The sequence below is a fragment of the Rhodoplanes sp. genome (assembly GCF_013377085.1).
Classification (GTDB): domain Bacteria; phylum Pseudomonadota; class Alphaproteobacteria; order Rhizobiales; family Xanthobacteraceae; genus Rhodoplanes.
On the sequence record NZ_JACAAX010000045.1, the window covers coordinates 40,216 to 57,196 of the forward strand.

Genomic DNA, 16,981 nt, shown 5'->3' on the forward strand with positions numbered 1-16,981 from the left:
GTCAGCGCTGCGGCTTGACGAAGCGATCGGGCGGCACCGCGACGCTGATCTCGCGCGGCTTCACGTCGACGAACAGGGTGAGAGCCAGCATCCCCGCATAGATCAGGCCGCCGATCACGGCGACGACTGCGAGAAAGCGAAACAGGCTGGGCATGGATCCTGCGGCGCCTCGGGGCCAAGTCGGGGATACCGACTACGATCATGTTCGCCGGCCCCTGGCAAGGCCCGTGCGCGGCCGGCGGACGGACGAGCCCCGGTCAGGCGCGGGCGAGCGGCAGCTCGACCCGGAAGCAGCTCGCCGTCGCGGGCCCCGGCGCGACCATCGCGTCGCCGCCATGCAGGCGGGCGATCTGTCGCACCAGCGACAGGCCCAGGCCCGCCCCGCGCGAATCGCCGGCGAGCCGGAAGAACGGCGCGAACACCTGCTCGCGCTGCGCCGCCGGAATGCCAGGCCCGCCGTCGGCGACGGTCAGCACGGCGCGGCGGCCTTCGACGGCGAGGCCGACCCGGACGGGCGGGGCGCCGTAGCGCTCGGCGTTCTCCAAGAGATTGCGAATCATCCGGCACAGCAGGCGCGGGTCGCCGGCGAGCGTCACCGGCGTGCCGTCGAGCGTGCAGTCCCAGCGGGCGCATTCCTCGGCGGCGAGCGCGAGCATATCGACCTCCTCGCTCGCCGGCGGCGTCGCGATGGAATCGAGCCGGCTGGCCAAGAGGATCTCGTCGATCAGCCCATCCAGCTCGGCGATGTCGCGCTCCAGATCCGTGGCGTGGCGCGGATCGGGCCGCGTCTTCATCAGCTCGACCCCGAGCCGGATGCGGGCGAGCGGCGTGCGCAGCTCGTGCGAGGCGTTGGCGAGCAGCAGCCGATGCGCCCCGACCAGCTCCTCGATCCTTGTGGCGGCGCGGTTGAAGCTCGCCGCCAGGCGGGCAACCTCGTCGCGGCCCTCGACCGGCACGCGCGCGGCGAGATGGCCGGCCCCCAGCGTCTCGACGCCGGCCTGCAGGGTTTCGAGGCGCCGGGTCAGCCCGCGCACCACCGGGAACGCGGCGACCGCCACCACCAGGGCGATCACGGCCAGCGCCGCCATCAGGGCCAGCACCGGGCTGCGGTGGCGGGGCGGCGGCCGCGCGACGAGCCAGCGATCGTCCGGCAGACGGAACACCCAGGCGGGGCCGCCGGGGCCGTAGACGAGGCCGGAGTCGCGGGTCGGATCAGGTGGCGGCAGCGGCCGGCCGACCGCGGCGATCGGCTGGAGGGTCGCGTCGTAGAGGGCGATGTCGAGGCGCAGCCGGCGGCCGAGCTGGGCGAGCGCGTCCTGCTGGGCAGCGTGCGGCGCATCCGATGGCGGCAGCGCCACGGCGGCGAGCTCGCCGGCGATCTCGAAAGCCTGCCCGACCGGCGGACCGCCGGGACCGAACCGCCAGATGGCGCCGGCGACCAGCACCAGCAGCACCAGCGAGCCGACGATGGTCAGGTAGATCTTGTGATAGAGGCGGCGCATCAGCCTTCACCCTCCCCTGGAGGGGGAGGGTCGGGCGGCCGCGAAGCGGACGTCCGGGGTGGGGTGAAGCCCCGCGGACCGGAGAGGCCGTTCACCCCCTCCCGGCGGACTTCGTCCGCCGACCTCCCCCCTCCAGGGGGAGGTGAAGGGCGTGCGATCCGCTCGACATGCGCCTCGGGCCGACATCCTCACTCCTGCGCCTTCGCAAAAACATAGCCGGCGCCCCGGACCGTGATGACGCGGCGGGGCTTCTTGGGGTCGTCCTCGATGGCGGCGCGGATGCGCGAGACATGCACGTCGATCGAGCGGTCGAAGGCCTCCAGCCGCTCGTTCTTGACCTCGTCCATGATCGCCTCGCGGGTCATCACCCGGCCGGCATGGCGGGCGAGCACCAGCAGGAGCTCGAACTGATAGCTGGTCAGCGCCCTGGGCTCGCCGTCGAGCCGCGCCTGGCGGGCGCCGAGATCGATCTCCAGGCGTCCGAAGCGCATCACCTCGGCCAGATCCATGCCGCCCTTCGAGCGCCGCAGCACGGCCTTGAGCCGCGCCAAAAGCTCGCGCGGCTCGAACGGCTTCGGCAGATAGTCGTCGGCGCCGACCTCGAGCCCGATCACCCGGTCCATGGCATCGCCGCGCGCCGTCAGCATCAGGATCGGGGTGCGGGCCTTCGCCCGGATGGTGCGGCAGACCTCGAGCCCGTCGATGTCGGGCAGCATCAGGTCGAGCACCAGCGCATCGAAGGTATGGCGACCGTGCAGCGTGATGCCGGCCTGGCCGGTCGCCGCCACCGTGACGTCGAAGCCGGCCTGGCCGAGATAGCTCTTCACCATCTCGGCGAGCCGGGCGTCGTCCTCGATCAGCAGGATGTGGTCGGTCATGGAACGGTTGTGGGCGGGCCAGCGGCGGGAGCACGAATCCAAGACGACAGTGTAGAGCGTCGCCGTCCGGGGTGGAAACGGCGACGCTCCGTCGGCGGCAGGACGGCGGCGGGGACTTATCCGCGCGACCAGCCGCGCATGAAACCGGCCGGGGGCAGCCGGTCGTTCAGCTTGCGGCGCTGCTCGGGGGTCAGCACCTCGGCGGCGTCGCCGAGCGCCTGGGCGACGCGCTTGCTGGCGGCGTCGGCGAGGGTGATCTGCTCGGCCCGCAGCTTCTCGATCGCGGCGCGGTCGACCGTCTGGGCGACCAGGAGATCGCGCGCCTGGCCGCGCGCCGCCATCAGCTTCTCGCGCATCGGCAGCACGTCCTTGACGGCCGCCTTGACGATGGTGCGCAGCTTGTCCTGCTGCTCGTTGGTCGCGTCGAGCTCGACCGCGAGATGGCGGACCATGCGATCGGCGCGCTGTTCGGCCTGGGCCGGATCGAAGGCGCCGCGGCCGAAGCCGGGGCCGAAACCAGGGCCGCCTTGGCCGAAATGCGGGCCGAAGCCCATGCCCATGCCCTGGCTGAACGACGTGGTGGCAAAGGCGCCGAGGCCAACCGCGCCGGCCAGAACGGCGGCGATCACATAGGGAGCGAGGCGGCGGCGCTTGGCCGGTGCCTGCGGCTGGGACGCGGACGCGGGCAGCGGGCCCGGAAGGTGGTCGGTCATGGAAGGTCTCCTCGTGGTGTCGCAACGATCGTCGGGCGCTCGCCTCGCCGGTCGTCGTGGCGATGGGTCTCGGCCGTTCGGCCATGGCGACACAGTCGTGGACGGCGGTTTCGGGGGCTTCTCGGGGACGTAAAGTTTTGTAAAGACGACCCGCCGGGCGTCTCGCCGGGCGAGCCGCAGAGCCGGCACGGCCGATGGACAGGCGGTGCCGGGGGTTGTATCGACCGAACATTCATCGAACGGATGATCCGGACCGCATGACCGACATCGCCTTGCGCCCCCCTCCCGAGCCGTCGCCGCTCGCGCTCGCGGTCGCGCGCGCGCTCGACGGCCGCTCGCTCGTGCTGATCGGCATGATGGGGGCCGGCAAGTCGTCGATCGGCCGAAGGCTCGCCGCCCGCATGGGGCTGCCCTTCGTCGATGCCGACACCGAGATCGAGGCGGCTGCCGGCATGTCGATCCCCGACATCTTCGAGGAGCATGGCGAGGATTATTTCCGCGCCGGCGAGGCGCGGGTGATCACCCGCCTGCTGGCCGACGGGCCCCGCGTGGTGGCGACCGGCGGCGGTGCTTTCATGAACCCGGGCACCCGCGACCTGATCGCCGACCGCAGCCTCTCGGTGTGGTTGAACGCCGAGCTCGACGTGTTGCTGCGGCGCATCCGCCGCCGCTCCGACCGGCCGCTGCTGCAGACCGCCGATCCCGAGGCGACCCTGGCCAAGCTGATCGCCGAGCGCTATCCCGTCTACGCCGAGGCGGACCTGACGATTCAGTCCCGCGAGGTGCCGCACGATGTCATCGTCGAGGAGATCGTCGCGGCGCTCGCCGCGCGTCTCGGCGTGACACGGCCTGGCGAGCCGGCCGATCGGACGGTCGATCAGCAGGCTGGGCCGCGATGCGGATCCCAGTCCGGGCCGGAGGCCGAAAAAGGACCCTTGTCATGAATGCTCCAACCCGCCCGGGCGAGCCCGTTCTGGTCGATGTCGCGCTCGGCGAGCGCGCCTACGACATCGTCATCGGGCGCGGGCTTCTGGCCTCGCTCGGTCCGCGGCTCGCCGCACTCAAGCCCGGCGCCAAGGCCGCCGTGGTGTGCGACGTCACGGTCGCGGCCCTGCATCTCGCCGCCGTCGAGGCGACGCTCGCCACCGCCGGCATTCCCTGCGCCCGCGTGATCGTGGCCGCCGGCGAAGGCTCGAAGAGCTTCGCCACGCTGGAGCGCGTCTGCGACGAGCTTCTGGCCGCCAAGATCGAGCGCGGCGACGTGGTGATCGCGCTCGGCGGCGGCGTCGTCGGCGACCTCTCCGGCTTCGCCGCGGCGATCACCCGGCGCGGCCTCGACTATGTCCAGGTGCCGACCACCCTGCTCGCCCAGGTCGACTCCTCGGTCGGCGGCAAGACGGCGATCAACTCGCGGCTCGGCAAGAACCTGGTCGGCGCCTTCCACCAGCCCATCCTGGTGGTGGCCGACACGGGCCTGCTCGACACGCTGTCGCAGCGCGAGTTCCGCGCCGGCTATGCCGAGGTGGCGAAATACGGCCTCTTGGGCGACGCCGCCTTCTTCACCTGGCTGGAAAGCAATGCGCACGACCTGTTTGCCGGCGGCCCGGCCCGCGAGCACGCGGTCGCCACCTGCTGCCGCATGAAGGCCGCGATCGTCGCCCGCGACGAGCGCGAGACCGGCGACCGGGCGCTGCTCAATCTCGGCCACACCTTCGGACATGCCTTCGAGGCGGCGGCCGGATTTTCCGCGCGCCTGCTGCACGGCGAGGCGGTGTCGCTCGGCATGGTGCTGGCGTTCCGCTTCTCGGCGCGGCTCGGCCTGCTGCCGAAGACCGACGTCGAGCGGGTGGAGAAGCACCTCGCCGAGATCGGCCTGCCGACCCGGGTCGCCGACGTGTCGTTCCGCTGGCCCGACGCCGACCGCATGATGGATCTGATGGCGCAGGACAAGAAGGTGAAGCGCGGCAAGCTCACCTTCATCCTGGTGCGCGGCATCGGCCAGGCCTTCGTCACCCGCGACGTGGACCCGAACGACGTGCGCGCCTTCGTGGCGTCGCAGCTCGCGTGAAAGACGCACGCGTCGGAGTTGACATCGCGGTCGCGGCGCCAGCTCTCCCTCTCCCCGCGTGCGGGGAGAGGGTCGGGGTGAGGGGGCGTCTCGTGGATACGGAGGCGCCCCCTCACCCGGATCCCGCGCTTTCGCGCGGCATCCGACCTCTCCCCGCACGCGGGGAGAGGTCACACTGGATGTCGCGCCCCTACGAGACCCCGCCATGGACTTCGCCGACTGGCTGATCGTCACCGCCGTGCTGCTCTGCCTGCTCGCCTCGTTCTTCTTCTCGGGGAGCGAGACGGCGCTGACCGCCTCGTCGCGCGCCGCGATGCTGCGGCTCGCCCGCGACGGCAATTCGCGCGCCGGCATCGTCAACGAGCTTCTCGCCGCCCGCGAGCGGCTGATCGGCGCCCTGCTGATCGGCAACAATGTCGCCAACATCGTCGCCTCGTCGCTGGCGACCGGGCTGCTGCTCGCCTGGTTCGGCGAGGTCGGGGTGGTCTACGCGACCGTGATCATGACGGTGCTGGTGGTGGTGTTCTGCGAGGTGTTGCCGAAGACCGCGGCGTTCGACAATCCGGACCGCATCGCCCTCTCGGTGGCACGGCCGATCGCGCTCGCGGTCCAGTTGCTCGGGCCGGTGCTCGGCGCCATCAACGCGGTGGTGCGCTTCATCCTGGCGCGCTTCGGCATCACCATCGGCGAGGCCGTCCCGATCCTGTCGGCGCACGAGGAGCTGCGCGGCGCCGTCGACCTGTTCCACCGCGAGGGCGGCGTCGAGAAGATCGACCGCGACATGCTGGACGGCCTCCTCGACCTGCGCGAGCTGACCGTCGCCGACGTGATGATCCACCGCACCGACGTCATCATGGCGAACGCCTCCGACCCGCCCGAGAAGATCATCGAGACGGTGCTGTCGGGCCCGAAGACCCGCGTGCCGCTGTGGCAGGGGAGCCCCGAGAACATCGTCGGCATCCTGCACGTCAAGGACGTGCTGCGCGCCATCCACGCGGCCGACGGTGATTTCACCAAGATCGACGTGATGAGCCTGGTGCGCCCGGCCTGGTTCGTCCCGGAAATCCGCCCGCTGTCCGAGCAGCTCAAGGCGTTCCGCCGGCGCAAGACCCACTTCGCGCTGGTGGTCGACGAGTACGGCGAGATGATGGGGCTGGTGACGCTCGAGGACATTCTGGAGGAGATCGTCGGCGACATCTCGGACGAGCACGACGTCGAGGTGCCGGGCGTGCGGCCGCAGCCGGACGGCTCGGTGAACGTCGACGGCGGCGTGCCGATCCGCGATCTCAACCGGGTGATGGACTGGGACCTGCCCGACGGCGACGCCACCACGATCGCCGGCCTGGTCATCCACGAGGCGCGCTCGATCCCGGAACCGGGCCAGAGCTTCACGTTCCACGGCTTCCGCTTCCACGTGCTGCGCCGCCAGCGCAACCGCATAACCTCGCTGCGCATCACCCCGCTCGCCCGCCGCCGCGCGCTGATGCGGGTGGGGTGAGCGGTAGAATTTCCGAGCAACGCGCCGCGGCTTTCCATCACCTCCCCCTGGAGGGGGGAGGTCGGATCGCGCAGCGATCCGGGAGGGGGTGACAGCGCCACCGTCATCCGTGGCTTCACCCCACCCCGGTGCGCGCTGTCGCGCGCCCCGACCCTCCCCCTCCAGGGGAGGGTGAAGACAGAGTCAGCCCTCGCCCGGCGCGGCGGCCTCGATGGCCAGCGCATGGACGCCGCCGGCGATCTCGGCGGCGAGCGCCTGGTTGATGGCCCGGTGCCGGTCGAGCCGGCTCTTGCCCCGGAACGCCTCGGCGACGATGCGCACGCGAAAGTGGGTCTGGCCGCCCGGCCGCGCGCCGGCGTGGCCCTCGTGGCGATCGGACTCGTCGATCACCTCGAGGCGCACGGGCGAGAACGCGGCTGAAAGCTTTTCCGTCATAAGGTCGCGAACCAGCATGGTGCATCCTATGTTAGAGACGATCCCGTCAACGCTCCGTCCCACGTCCTGACCGTCGGCGAGCACATCGTCCGACCCCTGTCAATCTTGCGGGGGTTCGGTCGACGTCCATAATGGCCCGTGATGAAGTTCGACTCACCCCTGTTCGACCGCATTCGCGTCAAGCCCGAGCGCGACCGGCGTCCCGTCGAAGGACCGGCCTGCGAGTGGCCGGGCTGCTGCGGAGTCGCGACCCACCGCGCCCCCAAGGGCCGGACGCAGGCGCGCGAGTACTGGCGGTTCTGTCTCGACCATGTCCGCGAGTACAATCACAACTACAATTTCTTCGCCGGCATGAGCGATATGGCGGTCGCCGAGTACCAGAAGGATGCCGTGACGGGCCACCGTCCGACCTGGAAGCTCGGGCTCGCCGGCAATCCGCGCACCCGCCGCTTCCGTCCCGACACCGTGTTCGGCGGCGACCCCAACGACCCGTTCGATTTTCACCGCGAGTTCGGTCCCGGCGCGCGCCCTGACCCGGCGCACGCGCAGGCCGAGCAGGAGCGCCGCTCGGTCCGCAATGGCGAGCGCAAGGCCCTGCACGCGCTGGGTCTCGATCCGGGCGTCGGCCGGACTGAAATCAAGTGCCGATTCAAGGAGTTGGTGAAGCGCCACCATCCCGACGCAAACGGCGGCGACCGCGGCTCCGAGGAGAAGTTGCGGGAAATCCTGGAGGCCTACAATTATCTGAAGTCGACCGGACTGTGCTGACCGGCCGAGCGCCGCCCCGGCGGCCGCGAGCCAGGTAGTCGAGCCAAGTGGACGAGCCATGTGGGACGAAGCAGGGCGTGTTGCGTTTATGGATGATGCACCGCCCTTCGCTCCACCCCATATCGGGATAAGCTCCCGCCCGTAGACCAGTTTTAGAGACCGCTTTCGCGCCAAGCGGACGGTCTGCTAAATAAACGGGCGGCTGGACGAGACGCCGCCGATGCCGCATGCCCCGCCCCCGCCGGGGCCAGGAGGAGCAATGACTGCCGCAACTGAAGCCGTGGCCGGGCTGCCCGACATGAAGGTGTCGGTCCGACAGCTCTTTGGAATCGACTCCGACCTGGAGGTTCCAGCCTACTCGGAGCCGGACGAGCACGTCCCGGACATCGACGCCGACTACCGCTTCGACCGTCCGACCACGCTCGCCATCCTGGCCGGCTTCGCCCGCAACCGCCGCGTCATGGTCACGGGCTATCACGGCACCGGCAAGTCGACCCATATCGAGCAGGTCGCCGCAAGGCTGAACTGGCCCTGCGTGCGCGTCAATCTCGACAGCCACATCAGCCGCATCGACCTGATCGGCAAGGACGCCATCGTGATCCACGAGGGCCAGCAGATCACGGAGTTCCGCGACGGCATCCTGCCATGGGCGCTGCAGCACAACGTGGCGCTGTGCTTCGACGAGTACGACGCCGGGCGCCCCGACGTGATGTTCGTGATCCAGCGCGTGCTCGAAGTGTCGGGCCGCCTGACGCTGCTCGACCAGAACAAGGTGATCAAGCCGCATCCGTGCTTCCGCCTGTTCGCCACCGCCAACACGGTCGGGCTCGGCGACACTTCGGGCCTCTATCACGGCACCCAACAGATCAACCAGGGCCAGATGGACCGCTGGTCGATCGTGACGACGCTGAACTACCTGCCGCACGACAACGAGGTCGAGATCGTGCTCGCCAAGGCGAAGCACTACCGCAACGAGAAGGGCCGCGACATCGTCGGCAAGATGGTGCGGGTCGCCGACCTCACCCGCAACGCCTTCATGAACGGCGACCTGTCGACCGTGATGAGCCCGCGCACCGTGATCACCTGGGCCGAGAACTCGGACATCTTCAAGGACATCGGCTTCTCGTTCCGGGTCACCTTCCTGAACAAGTGCGACGAGCTCGAGCGGCCGCTGGTCGCCGAGTTCTACCAGCGCTGCTTCGGTCAGGAGCTGCCGGAATCGTCCGTCAACGTCGCGCTGAGCTGAGGCGCCTTCGTCCTGATCCGCTCGTCCCCGCGAACGCGGGGACCCGGGACGACACGGCAAGACGCGCTGGATTCCCGCTTTCGCGGGAATGAGCGGAGTGTGGGGCACAAAGCGGTACCCGATATGGCGTCGAACACCACCAAGGGCAAAGGCGGCAAGGAAGCGCCCAACGAGCCGTTCAAGCGGGCCGTCGGCGTCTGCCTGCGGGCGATCGCCCGCAAGCCCGACCTCGAGGTGCAGTTCGCCGCCGACCGGCCGGGCGCGGCCGGCAACAAGGCGCGGCTGCCCGAGCCACCGCGCAAGTTCACGCCCGAGGATGCGGCCGTGGTGCGCGGCCATGCCGACGCCATCGCGCTGCGCATGGCCTGCCACGACAATGCGGTCCACCGGAAGCTGATGCCGGGCGGCCAGCAGGCCCGCGCCGTGTTCGAGGCGGTCGAGCAGGCCCGCGTCGAGGCGATCGGCGCCAAGCGCATGGTCGGCGTCGCCGGCAATCTCGGCGCCATGCTGAACGACCGCTATCACCGCGGCCGCTACGAGGACATCACCGACCGCGCCGACGCGCCGCTCGAGGACGCCCTCGCCATGATCGTGCGCGAGCGGCTGACCGGTGCGACGCCGCCGCTGGCGGCCCGCACGATCGTCGAGCTGTGGCGCCCGGTGATCGAGGAGAAGGCGGGCCGCGATCTCGACAAGCTCGGCAAGTTTCTGGAGGACCAGCGGCGCTTCGGCGACGTCGTCCACGACCTGCTGGACTCGCTCGACATGGGCGACGAGCGCGGCCGCTCCGACGACGAGGACGATGCCGACCAGAAAGACAACGAGGGCCAGAAGGACGATCAGGGCCAGGACGGCGAGTCCTCCGAAAGCGACGACATGGAGCGATCGACCGTCGAGGAGGCCGACGCCTCCGCCGACGACCTGCCGGAAAGCTCGGCCGAGGCGCTCGACGCACCCTCCGCCGACCTCCCCGAGGACGCCGACGCCGGCGAGCCGGAGTCCGCCTCCGAGCCGTGGCGCATGCGCGACCGGCGCAACGAGCCGCGCGGGCCCGCCTACAAGCCCTTCGTCACCAAGTACGACGAGGTGATGGGGGCCGAGGATCTGTGCGAGCCCGAGGAGCTCGAGCGGCTGCGCGGCTATCTCGACAAGCAGCTCGCCCATCTGCAGGGGGTCGTCGCCCGCCTCGCCAACCGGCTGCAGCGCCGGCTGATGGCGCAGCAGAACCGCTCCTGGGAGTTCGACCTCGAGGAGGGGCAGCTCGATCCGGCGCGGCTCACCCGCATCGTCATCGATCCGATGCATCCGCTCTCGTTCAAGCACGAGAAGGACACCGACTTCCGCGACACCGTGGTGACGCTGCTGATCGACAACTCCGGATCCATGCGCGGGCGCCCCATCACGGTGGCGGCGACCTGCGCCGACATCCTGGCACGGACGCTGGAGCGCTGCGGCGTCAAGGTCGAGATCCTCGGCTTCACGACCCGGGCCTGGAAGGGCGGGCAGGCGCGCGAGGCGTGGCTCGCCGCCGGCAAGCCGGCCAATCCGGGCCGGCTGAACGACCTGCGCCACATCGTCTACAAATCGGCCGACGCGCCGTGGCGCCGGGCCCGCCGCAATCTCGGCCTGATGATGCGCGAGGGCCTGCTCAAGGAGAACATCGACGGCGAGGCGCTCGATTGGGCGCACAAGCGCCTGCTGGCACGGTCCGAGCAGCGCAAGATCCTGATGATGATCTCGGACGGTGCGCCGGTCGACGACTCGACGCTGTCGGTGAACTCCGGCAACTATCTCGAGCGGCACCTTCGCTTCATCATCGAGGAGATCGAGCAGCGCTCGCCCGTCGAGCTGATCGCCGTCGGCATCGGCCACGACGTGACGCGCTACTACCGCCGCGCCGTCACCATCGTCGACGCCGAGGAGCTCGGCGGCGTGATGACCGACAAGCTCGCCGAGCTGTTCGACGAGCAGGCGATGTCGCGCGAGCGGCGCCAGCGCACCAAGCGCCGGCTCGACGCGTGAGCGGCCGCGGCCGTCCCCGCGGGAGCACGGCCGGCCTGGTGCTCGCCGGGGCGCTTCTCGCGCTGCTGGTGACCGGCGCCCTCACCCCGGTCGGCCGGGCCGAACCCGATCCGGCCGTCGTCGCCACGCGGGGCGAGCCCATCACGGTGGAGGCGCGGCCCTTCACGGCCTTCGAGCCGGGCAAGCCGGACCGCGTCCGCTTCGGCCGCCTGCAGTTCCGCGGCGGCATGGAGCTCTCCTCGCGCCACAAGGCGTTCGGCGGCATCTCCGGGCTGAAGATGCTCGACGCCGAGCGCTTCGTCGCGATCAGCGACAAGGCCGACTGGCTGACCGGCCGCATCGTCTACGACGGCAGCCGCCCGGTCGGCATCGCCGACGCCGCCATGGCGGCGATGCTCGGGCCCGACGGCCGCACGCTGGTGGCGCGCGGCTGGTACGACACCGAGTCGCTGGCCGAGGACCAGGGCGTCCTCTATGTCGGGATCGAGCGCGTCAACCGCATCGTGCGCTTCGACTTCGCCCGCCAGGGCGTCGCCGCGCCGGCCCGCCTGACGCCGTGGCCGGCCGGGCTGCAAGGACTGCCCACCAATCGCGGCATCGAGGCGCTGGTCTTCGTGCCGAAGCCGTCGCCGCTCGCCGGCACCCTGATCGCCATCAGCGAGCGGGCGCTCGACCCGGCCGGCAACATCAAGGCGGCGCTGATCGGCGGGCCACGGCCGGGCCTGTTCACAGTGGCGCGCCGCGACGGCTTCGACATCAGCGACGCGACCATGCTGCCGGACGGCGACCTGTTGCTGCTGGAGCGCCGCTTCACCTGGACGACCGGCATCGCCATGCGGCTGCGGCGGATCGCGCTGGCGACGCTCGCCCCGGGCGCGCTGGTCGACGGGCCGGAGATTTTCTTCGCCGACATGGGCTTTCAGATCGACAACATGGAGGCGATCAGCACGCATGTGACGCCGACCGGCGAAACCGTGCTGACGATCGTCTCGGACGACAATTTCTCGTTCCTGCAACGCACCCTGCTGCTGCAATTTTCCCTGGCGGACGAGTAGCGCGCTGTACGGTGCCATGCGCGAACGCGACAAGCATGTCAGAGGGGACGCCTTGCCATGAAACGGGTGCTGATCGTCACGACTGTCGTAGAATGCGCTGCCGGATCGGCGTTGCTGATCGATCCGTCGCTGGCCGGGCAGTTGGTGTTCGGCGAGGCACTGACGGGCATCGCCATCTCGGTCGCGCGCGTCGCCGGCATCGCCCTGATCGCTTTGGGAATTGCCTGCTGGCCGGGTCCGCCGGTGGTCGGCATGTTGACCTACAACGCCTTGGTCGCGCTCTATCTTGCCTCCCTCGGTTTGATCGGTGGTTCGACCGGCGTGTTGCTGTGGCCGGCGGTCGTCCTTCACGCGATCCTAACCGCACTTCTGATTTCTGACATGACGCGGAGACGCCGCGACGCGCGCTAATGATTCTTGATGAGGTGTCTTGCGTCGCGATCACCCCATCCTCTTGTAGGGCGGCGTGCCTTTCACGGGCGGCAGCGGCCGGGCATGTCCGTGCGCGCCGGCGCCGGTGATGTCGCTGATCTCCTCGGCCAGCGCCTGCAGGGCGCGGGCCGTGAACTCGCGGTTCATGGCGTCGGTGTTCTCGGCGAAGCCGGCGAGCGCAGCGAGGAAGCCGTCCTTGGCCGGCCCGGCATCGGGGCTGGCCGTGGCGAGCAGATCGTGCGCCGCCGTGTCGAGACGCTTCAGCGTCTCCTCCCAGGTCTCGAGATTGCGCTTCACGATGGTCGGCCCGTCGTCGCCGAAGATCCGCTCCAGGATGTCGGGATCCTCCAGCCGCGCGTTGCGGCAGTCGCGCAGGATCACGCGGATCTGGGCCAGGAGCTCGGTGACGGCCGGCTTCATCTTGACGGTCGGATAGCTGAGCTTTGCCACCGTGAACGGGCTCTGCGGCTCCAGCACCAGGAAGCGGAACTGCAGACCGACCGAGATGCCCTTGAGGAGACGGCTCGTCAGCTCGTCGCCGTAGTCCTTGTGCTTCATCTCCAGCACGTAGATGTGGATTTCGGTGTTGCCGTTGTAGAACGTCACCACGCGCGAGACGAACAGGCGGAACGCCTTGTCGCCCTTCACGCTGGAGACGACGTGGTAGTTGTCGTCGAAGTCGCGGTCGAGGGCCGCCGACACCATCAGCTTGAGGCCCTCGGCCCAGGCGGCGGCGAGCTCGGACGGCGTGATCATCGCCAGGAACTGCGTCCAGGCGAAGCTGCGGGTTGGCGTCTCGGCGATGCCGAACAGACCGAACGAGCCGCCCTCCAGATCGATGGTCGCCTGGGCGAGCTGGTCGGCGCGGTCCGGGGTCGCGACGCCGGTGCGGATGATGATCTTGCGCTCGGGAATGTCCTCCTGCCACTTGCGGGTCTGCAGATACCTGAAGATGCGCTGGTACAGCCGCTCCGCCGCGTCGCGGATGTTGGCCCGCATGGCGTCCTGGTCGCCGAGGTCGGTGACCTGGGCGACGATCTGGGCGATCCGGGTGAGCAGCTTCAGCACCGGGTTGTCGTCGTCGAGCGGCCGCGGCTCCTTGCGCAGGAAGCTGGTCGGCTCCTCGAACAGGCTGATGACCTCCTCGGTGTCGACGTTGATGTGCTGCAGGTTGAAGGTGGCGGCGGGCGCCTTGCTGCCGATGCAGAACGGGATGATCACCCGCGACACCCCCGAGGCCAGGCTCGGCCGCTGCGCTTTCGAGCGAGAGAAGAAGCCGGCCTCGTAGCCCGTGAAGGAGTGGCTCGACTTGCTCTGGTCGGAGAACAGGATCAGCAGGATGTCGGCCGAGTCGAGGGCCTGGTCGATGGCCTCGCGGAAATCCGTGCCCGCCTCCAGGCTGGCGCGATCGAAGAAGGTGCGGACGCCCGCCGGAAACAGCCGGCGCACCTCCTGGTTGACGTCCTTGGCGAGGTCCTGGTCCTCGCTCGCATAGCTGATGAAGATGCTGACGGGCCCTTGGGCCGGGCGGAGCCCGCCCTTCTCGGGTTGCGCTTTCGGCGGCTTGGGCATCGGCGGCTTGGGCATCGCGGGCTCCGTGCTGACACGACTGGGCCGGACGCCGAGCGTAGAGCAGCCGTAGGTAATATCAACTCCATTGATGCAATCTAAGATTGTCGTCCGCAGGTCGGCGGCGCAAGGCGGCCCAGCTCCCTCGGCCGTCGCTTCGCGGCATGCGAAGCGACGCTCGCCGTCCGGCTGGAAAAGCGCCGCGCCATAAAAAAAGCGCCGGCGGGGCCGGCGCTTTTTATTGGCAGGCAGGATTCGGGCAGGCAGCCGCCCGCCGAGGCGATCAGGCCGCCTCGGCCGCCTCCGCATCGTCTTCCTCGGCGCCCTTCGGGCCGCGCTTCGGCCCCTTGGCGAGCGCCGCCTCGATTTCCTTGACGGACTCGGTGTCGGTGATCCGCTGCACGGCCGAGATCTCGCGGGCGAGCCGATCGAGCGCCGCCTCGTAGAGCTGCCGCTCGGAATAGGACTGCTCCGGCTGGCTCTCCGAGCGGAACAGGTCGCGCACCACCTCGGCGATGGCGACGATGTTGCCCGAATTGATCTTGGCCTCGTATTCCTGGGCACGGCGGGACCACATGGTCCGCTTGACCCGGGCACGACCCTTGAGGGTTTCCAACGCCCGCTTGACGATCGGCGGCTCGGCAAGCTTGCGCATGCCCACGGCGCCGATCTTCGCGGTCGGGACCCGCAGCGTCATCTTGTCCTTGACAAAATTGATGACGAACAGCTCGAGCTTGTGGCCTGCGACCTCCTGCTCCTCGATCGCCGTGATCTGGCCCACGCCGTGCGCCGGATAGACGATGAACTCGCTCGTCTTGAAACCTTGACGCTGGGTCGTCTTCTTGTTGGTCATTCCGGGAACTGCTCCTTCAACCTCCGGCTTTTTGCCGTGGTCTTCCACCCGGGGGCGGGCGGCTGGTTTGGCCGGGGCCTTGACGGCCGCATGGACGGTCGCCTCGGCGGTCGGCTTGTGGATCGTCTCGGCGCTCGGCTTGTGGATCGTCTTGGCGGTCGGCTTGGCTATCGTCTTCGAAGTCGACTTGGCGGTCGGCTTGTCTGTCGTCTTCAAAGTCGTCTTCAAAGTCGTCTTCAAAGTCGTCTTGGCGACCGGCTTCGCCGGCCGGACCGAGGGCTTCTCGGCCCGGACCGCCGGTTTGGCTGCCGGGTTGCCGTGGCGCACATGAGCGCGCGTCGTCTTGGTCGTCCGCCGACGGGCTGCCGCCGTCGCCTTGCCGGACGCCTTGGTGGTGGACGCCTTCGAGGAGGTCTTTGCGGTGCTCTTCTTGAGCTTCGACTTGTGACGAGTTTTGCCTGCCACTGTGCTCGCGCGCTTTCTCGCGGAAAGACGCGCCTCCGTCTGACGGTTCCCCAGGACGCCCCGAAAAAATATGCTCCCGGGAGGGAGCGTTCGGGGCCGCGATCTCATGTGTGATGCTTATATATCACATTCTTTGCAAAAAACAAATCCGTGCGGTGCGGCATTCGGCCATCACCACAGCAAATGAACATTAAATTTTATTGAGTTGGCGGTTGCTGCAGTCGCTACCGCCAGGGCAGCGTCAGTCGCCGGCACCCGGATTTGGCGAGAACTGCTGCATCTTGTCGGGCTTACCGTCCCACTCCTTGGAATCGGCAGGCGGATCGCGCTTCACCGTGATGTTCGGCCAGCTCTTGGCGTATTCGGCATTGAGGCCGAGCCACTGCTCGAGGCCCGTCTCGGTGTCCGGCTTGATCGCCTCGGCCGGGCATTCCGGCTCGCATACGCCGCAATCGATGCATTCGTCGGGGTGAATGACGAGCATGTTCTCGCCTTCATAGAAGCAATCGACGGGACACACCTCGACGCAGTCCATGTACTTGCATTTAATGCAGTTTTCAGTAACGACGTAGGTCATGCTCGACTCCGGCCGGCCACTCGCGGCCGGTTCGGCGAGTGGGTAGCGCATCGCCACCGCGGGCGCAAGCGAAGTGCTGCGGACAGCAGCCGAAAACCCCGCCAGCCGTAAGCCTTTTCGGTATTTTATCACCGCTCCGATGCGATCGATTCGCGCGCTCTCCGACGCGCCCCTCGCACCGGATCCAGGCTGTCCCGCCCGCCGGCCGTCTTCACCATGGGAGCAAAAAAGTCAGGGCTCGTCGCCGCGCAGCCGGTCGAGCGAGCGGCGGTCGCGCTTGGTCGGCCGCCCGGCTCCGGGCTCGCGGACCGCCGGCGACGCCTCGGCAGGCGTGGCCGCGGCCGGCGGCGCCTCGTCGCGGAACAGGACCTGGGCGTCGGTGGCCGAGCCGCGCCGCTCGGCGAAGCCCGTCACGGCGAGCACCCGGACCCGGCTGTCGAGCGCGATCGTCACCACGTCGCCGAGCTTCACGGGCCGGCTCGCCGCGTCGATCCTGGCCCCGTTGACCCGCACCTGGCCGCCGGCCGCCAGCGCCGCGGCGGCACTGCGGGTGCGCACCACGCGGGCATGCCACAACCACTTGTCGATGCGCTGCCGGACGAGGTCGACCAAGCGTCAGTGCTGCTCCTTGGCATTGGCCTCGAGCTGCGCCTTGAGGGCGGCGAGCTTGGCGAACGGCGAGTTCGGGTCGGGCTGCTTGTCGCCCCGGTCGGCCCGCTCGTCGCGGCTGTGATAGGTCCGCGGCGGACGATCCGAGCGGTCGCCGCGGTCCGGCCGGCGGCCGCCCTCCTGTCGTGGCCGGTCGGAGCGGTCCTGGCCGCGCCCGTGGCGCTCCTGGTTCGGACGGTCCTGGTTCGGGCGGTCCTGGCCCGGACGGTCCTGGCCAGGACCGCCCGAACC

Annotated in this window: 18 protein-coding genes; 8 read left to right on the plus strand and 10 right to left on the minus strand. The window is 69.4% G+C overall.

Going from position 1 to position 16,981, the window contains the following annotated elements:
• Window position 1: 1 nt before the first annotated feature.
• The 4 genes from HXX10_RS24330 to HXX10_RS24345 all read right to left on the minus strand — a co-directional run bounded on the left by HXX10_RS24330 (window position 2) and on the right by HXX10_RS24345 (window position 3,093).
• On the minus strand, window positions 2-154 hold the full coding sequence (locus tag HXX10_RS24330) for a histidine kinase (protein WP_296525861.1): 153 nt from the start codon (window positions 152-154) through the stop codon (window positions 2-4).
• 103 nt (window positions 155-257) lie between these two features.
• Window positions 258-1,502: an ATP-binding protein gene (locus tag HXX10_RS24335; RefSeq protein ID WP_296525862.1), complete on the minus strand. Its 1,245-nt coding sequence runs from the start codon at window positions 1,500-1,502 to the stop codon at window positions 258-260.
• Between the two features lie 188 nt (window positions 1,503-1,690).
• Entirely contained in the window at window positions 1,691-2,380 is a 690-nt protein-coding gene (locus tag HXX10_RS24340) for a response regulator transcription factor (protein ID WP_296525863.1), read from the minus strand.
• 116 nt (window positions 2,381-2,496) lie between these two features.
• Window positions 2,497-3,093, minus strand: coding sequence for a Spy/CpxP family protein refolding chaperone (locus tag HXX10_RS24345; RefSeq protein WP_296525864.1), 597 nt, complete (start codon window positions 3,091-3,093; stop codon window positions 2,497-2,499).
• A gap of 257 nt (window positions 3,094-3,350) precedes the next feature.
• Between HXX10_RS24345 and HXX10_RS24350 the strand changes: the two genes are divergently transcribed.
• From HXX10_RS24350 to HXX10_RS24360, 3 genes are all read left to right on the plus strand, one after another.
• Window positions 3,351-4,037 (plus strand): shikimate kinase, encoded by a 687-nt coding sequence (locus HXX10_RS24350; RefSeq protein WP_296525865.1) that lies wholly within the window; start codon window positions 3,351-3,353, stop codon window positions 4,035-4,037.
• Window positions 4,034-5,161 carry a 3-dehydroquinate synthase gene (gene aroB / locus HXX10_RS24355; RefSeq protein ID WP_296525866.1) on the plus strand — a complete coding sequence of 376 codons (1,128 nt, stop codon included), beginning with the start codon at window positions 4,034-4,036 and terminating at the stop codon, window positions 5,159-5,161. The genes HXX10_RS24350 and aroB overlap by 4 nt, the downstream gene beginning before the upstream one ends.
• Window positions 5,162-5,366: 205 nt before the next feature.
• Window positions 5,367-6,659, plus strand: coding sequence for an HlyC/CorC family transporter (locus HXX10_RS24360; RefSeq protein ID WP_296525867.1), 1,293 nt, complete (start codon window positions 5,367-5,369; stop codon window positions 6,657-6,659).
• Between the two features lie 183 nt (window positions 6,660-6,842).
• Here HXX10_RS24360 and HXX10_RS24365 read toward each other — a convergent pair whose 3' ends face one another.
• Window positions 6,843-7,112, minus strand: a complete 270-nt coding sequence (locus HXX10_RS24365) for a BolA family transcriptional regulator (protein ID WP_296525868.1) — start codon at window positions 7,110-7,112, stop codon at window positions 6,843-6,845.
• Between the two features lie 123 nt (window positions 7,113-7,235).
• On the opposite strand from HXX10_RS24365, the gene HXX10_RS24370 reads away from it, so the two are divergent.
• The 5 genes from HXX10_RS24370 to HXX10_RS24390 all read left to right on the plus strand — a co-directional run bounded on the left by HXX10_RS24370 (window position 7,236) and on the right by HXX10_RS24390 (window position 12,596).
• On the plus strand, window positions 7,236-7,862 hold the full coding sequence (locus HXX10_RS24370) for a J domain-containing protein (RefSeq protein ID WP_296525869.1): 627 nt from the start codon (window positions 7,236-7,238) through the stop codon (window positions 7,860-7,862).
• A 259-nt stretch (window positions 7,863-8,121) separates the two neighbouring features.
• Window positions 8,122-9,108, plus strand: coding sequence for a cobaltochelatase subunit CobS (gene cobS / locus HXX10_RS24375; protein WP_296525870.1), 987 nt, complete (start codon window positions 8,122-8,124; stop codon window positions 9,106-9,108).
• 123 nt (window positions 9,109-9,231) lie between these two features.
• Window positions 9,232-11,130 carry a cobaltochelatase subunit CobT gene (cobT, locus tag HXX10_RS24380; protein ID WP_296525871.1) on the plus strand — a complete coding sequence of 633 codons (1,899 nt, stop codon included), beginning with the start codon at window positions 9,232-9,234 and terminating at the stop codon, window positions 11,128-11,130.
• On the plus strand, window positions 11,127-12,185 hold the full coding sequence (locus HXX10_RS24385) for an esterase-like activity of phytase family protein (RefSeq protein WP_296525872.1): 1,059 nt from the start codon (window positions 11,127-11,129) through the stop codon (window positions 12,183-12,185). The genes cobT and HXX10_RS24385 overlap by 4 nt, the downstream gene beginning before the upstream one ends.
• 57 nt (window positions 12,186-12,242) lie before the next feature.
• On the plus strand, window positions 12,243-12,596 hold the full coding sequence (locus HXX10_RS24390; RefSeq protein WP_296525873.1) for a hypothetical protein: 354 nt from the start codon (window positions 12,243-12,245) through the stop codon (window positions 12,594-12,596).
• Window positions 12,597-12,626: 30 nt separating this feature from the next.
• On the opposite strand, the gene HXX10_RS24395 is transcribed toward HXX10_RS24390, so the two are convergent.
• The 5 genes from HXX10_RS24395 to HXX10_RS24415 all read right to left on the minus strand — a co-directional run.
• Window positions 12,627-14,204 (minus strand): toll/interleukin-1 receptor domain-containing protein, encoded by a 1,578-nt coding sequence (locus HXX10_RS24395; protein ID WP_296525874.1) that lies wholly within the window; start codon window positions 14,202-14,204, stop codon window positions 12,627-12,629.
• A 265-nt stretch (window positions 14,205-14,469) separates the two neighbouring features.
• Entirely contained in the window at window positions 14,470-15,504 is a 1,035-nt protein-coding gene (locus HXX10_RS24400) for a CarD family transcriptional regulator (protein ID WP_296525875.1), read from the minus strand.
• Between the two features lie 241 nt (window positions 15,505-15,745).
• Entirely contained in the window at window positions 15,746-16,081 is a 336-nt protein-coding gene (gene fdxA / locus HXX10_RS24405; protein ID WP_296525876.1) for a ferredoxin FdxA, read from the minus strand.
• 231 nt (window positions 16,082-16,312) lie between these two features.
• Window positions 16,313-16,693: a S4 domain-containing protein gene (locus HXX10_RS24410; RefSeq protein WP_296525877.1), complete on the minus strand. Its 381-nt coding sequence runs from the start codon at window positions 16,691-16,693 to the stop codon at window positions 16,313-16,315.
• Between the two features lie 3 nt (window positions 16,694-16,696).
• Window positions 16,697-16,981, minus strand: a 285-nt coding sequence (locus HXX10_RS24415; RefSeq protein WP_296525878.1) for a hypothetical protein, incomplete at its 5' end; no start/stop codon positions are given.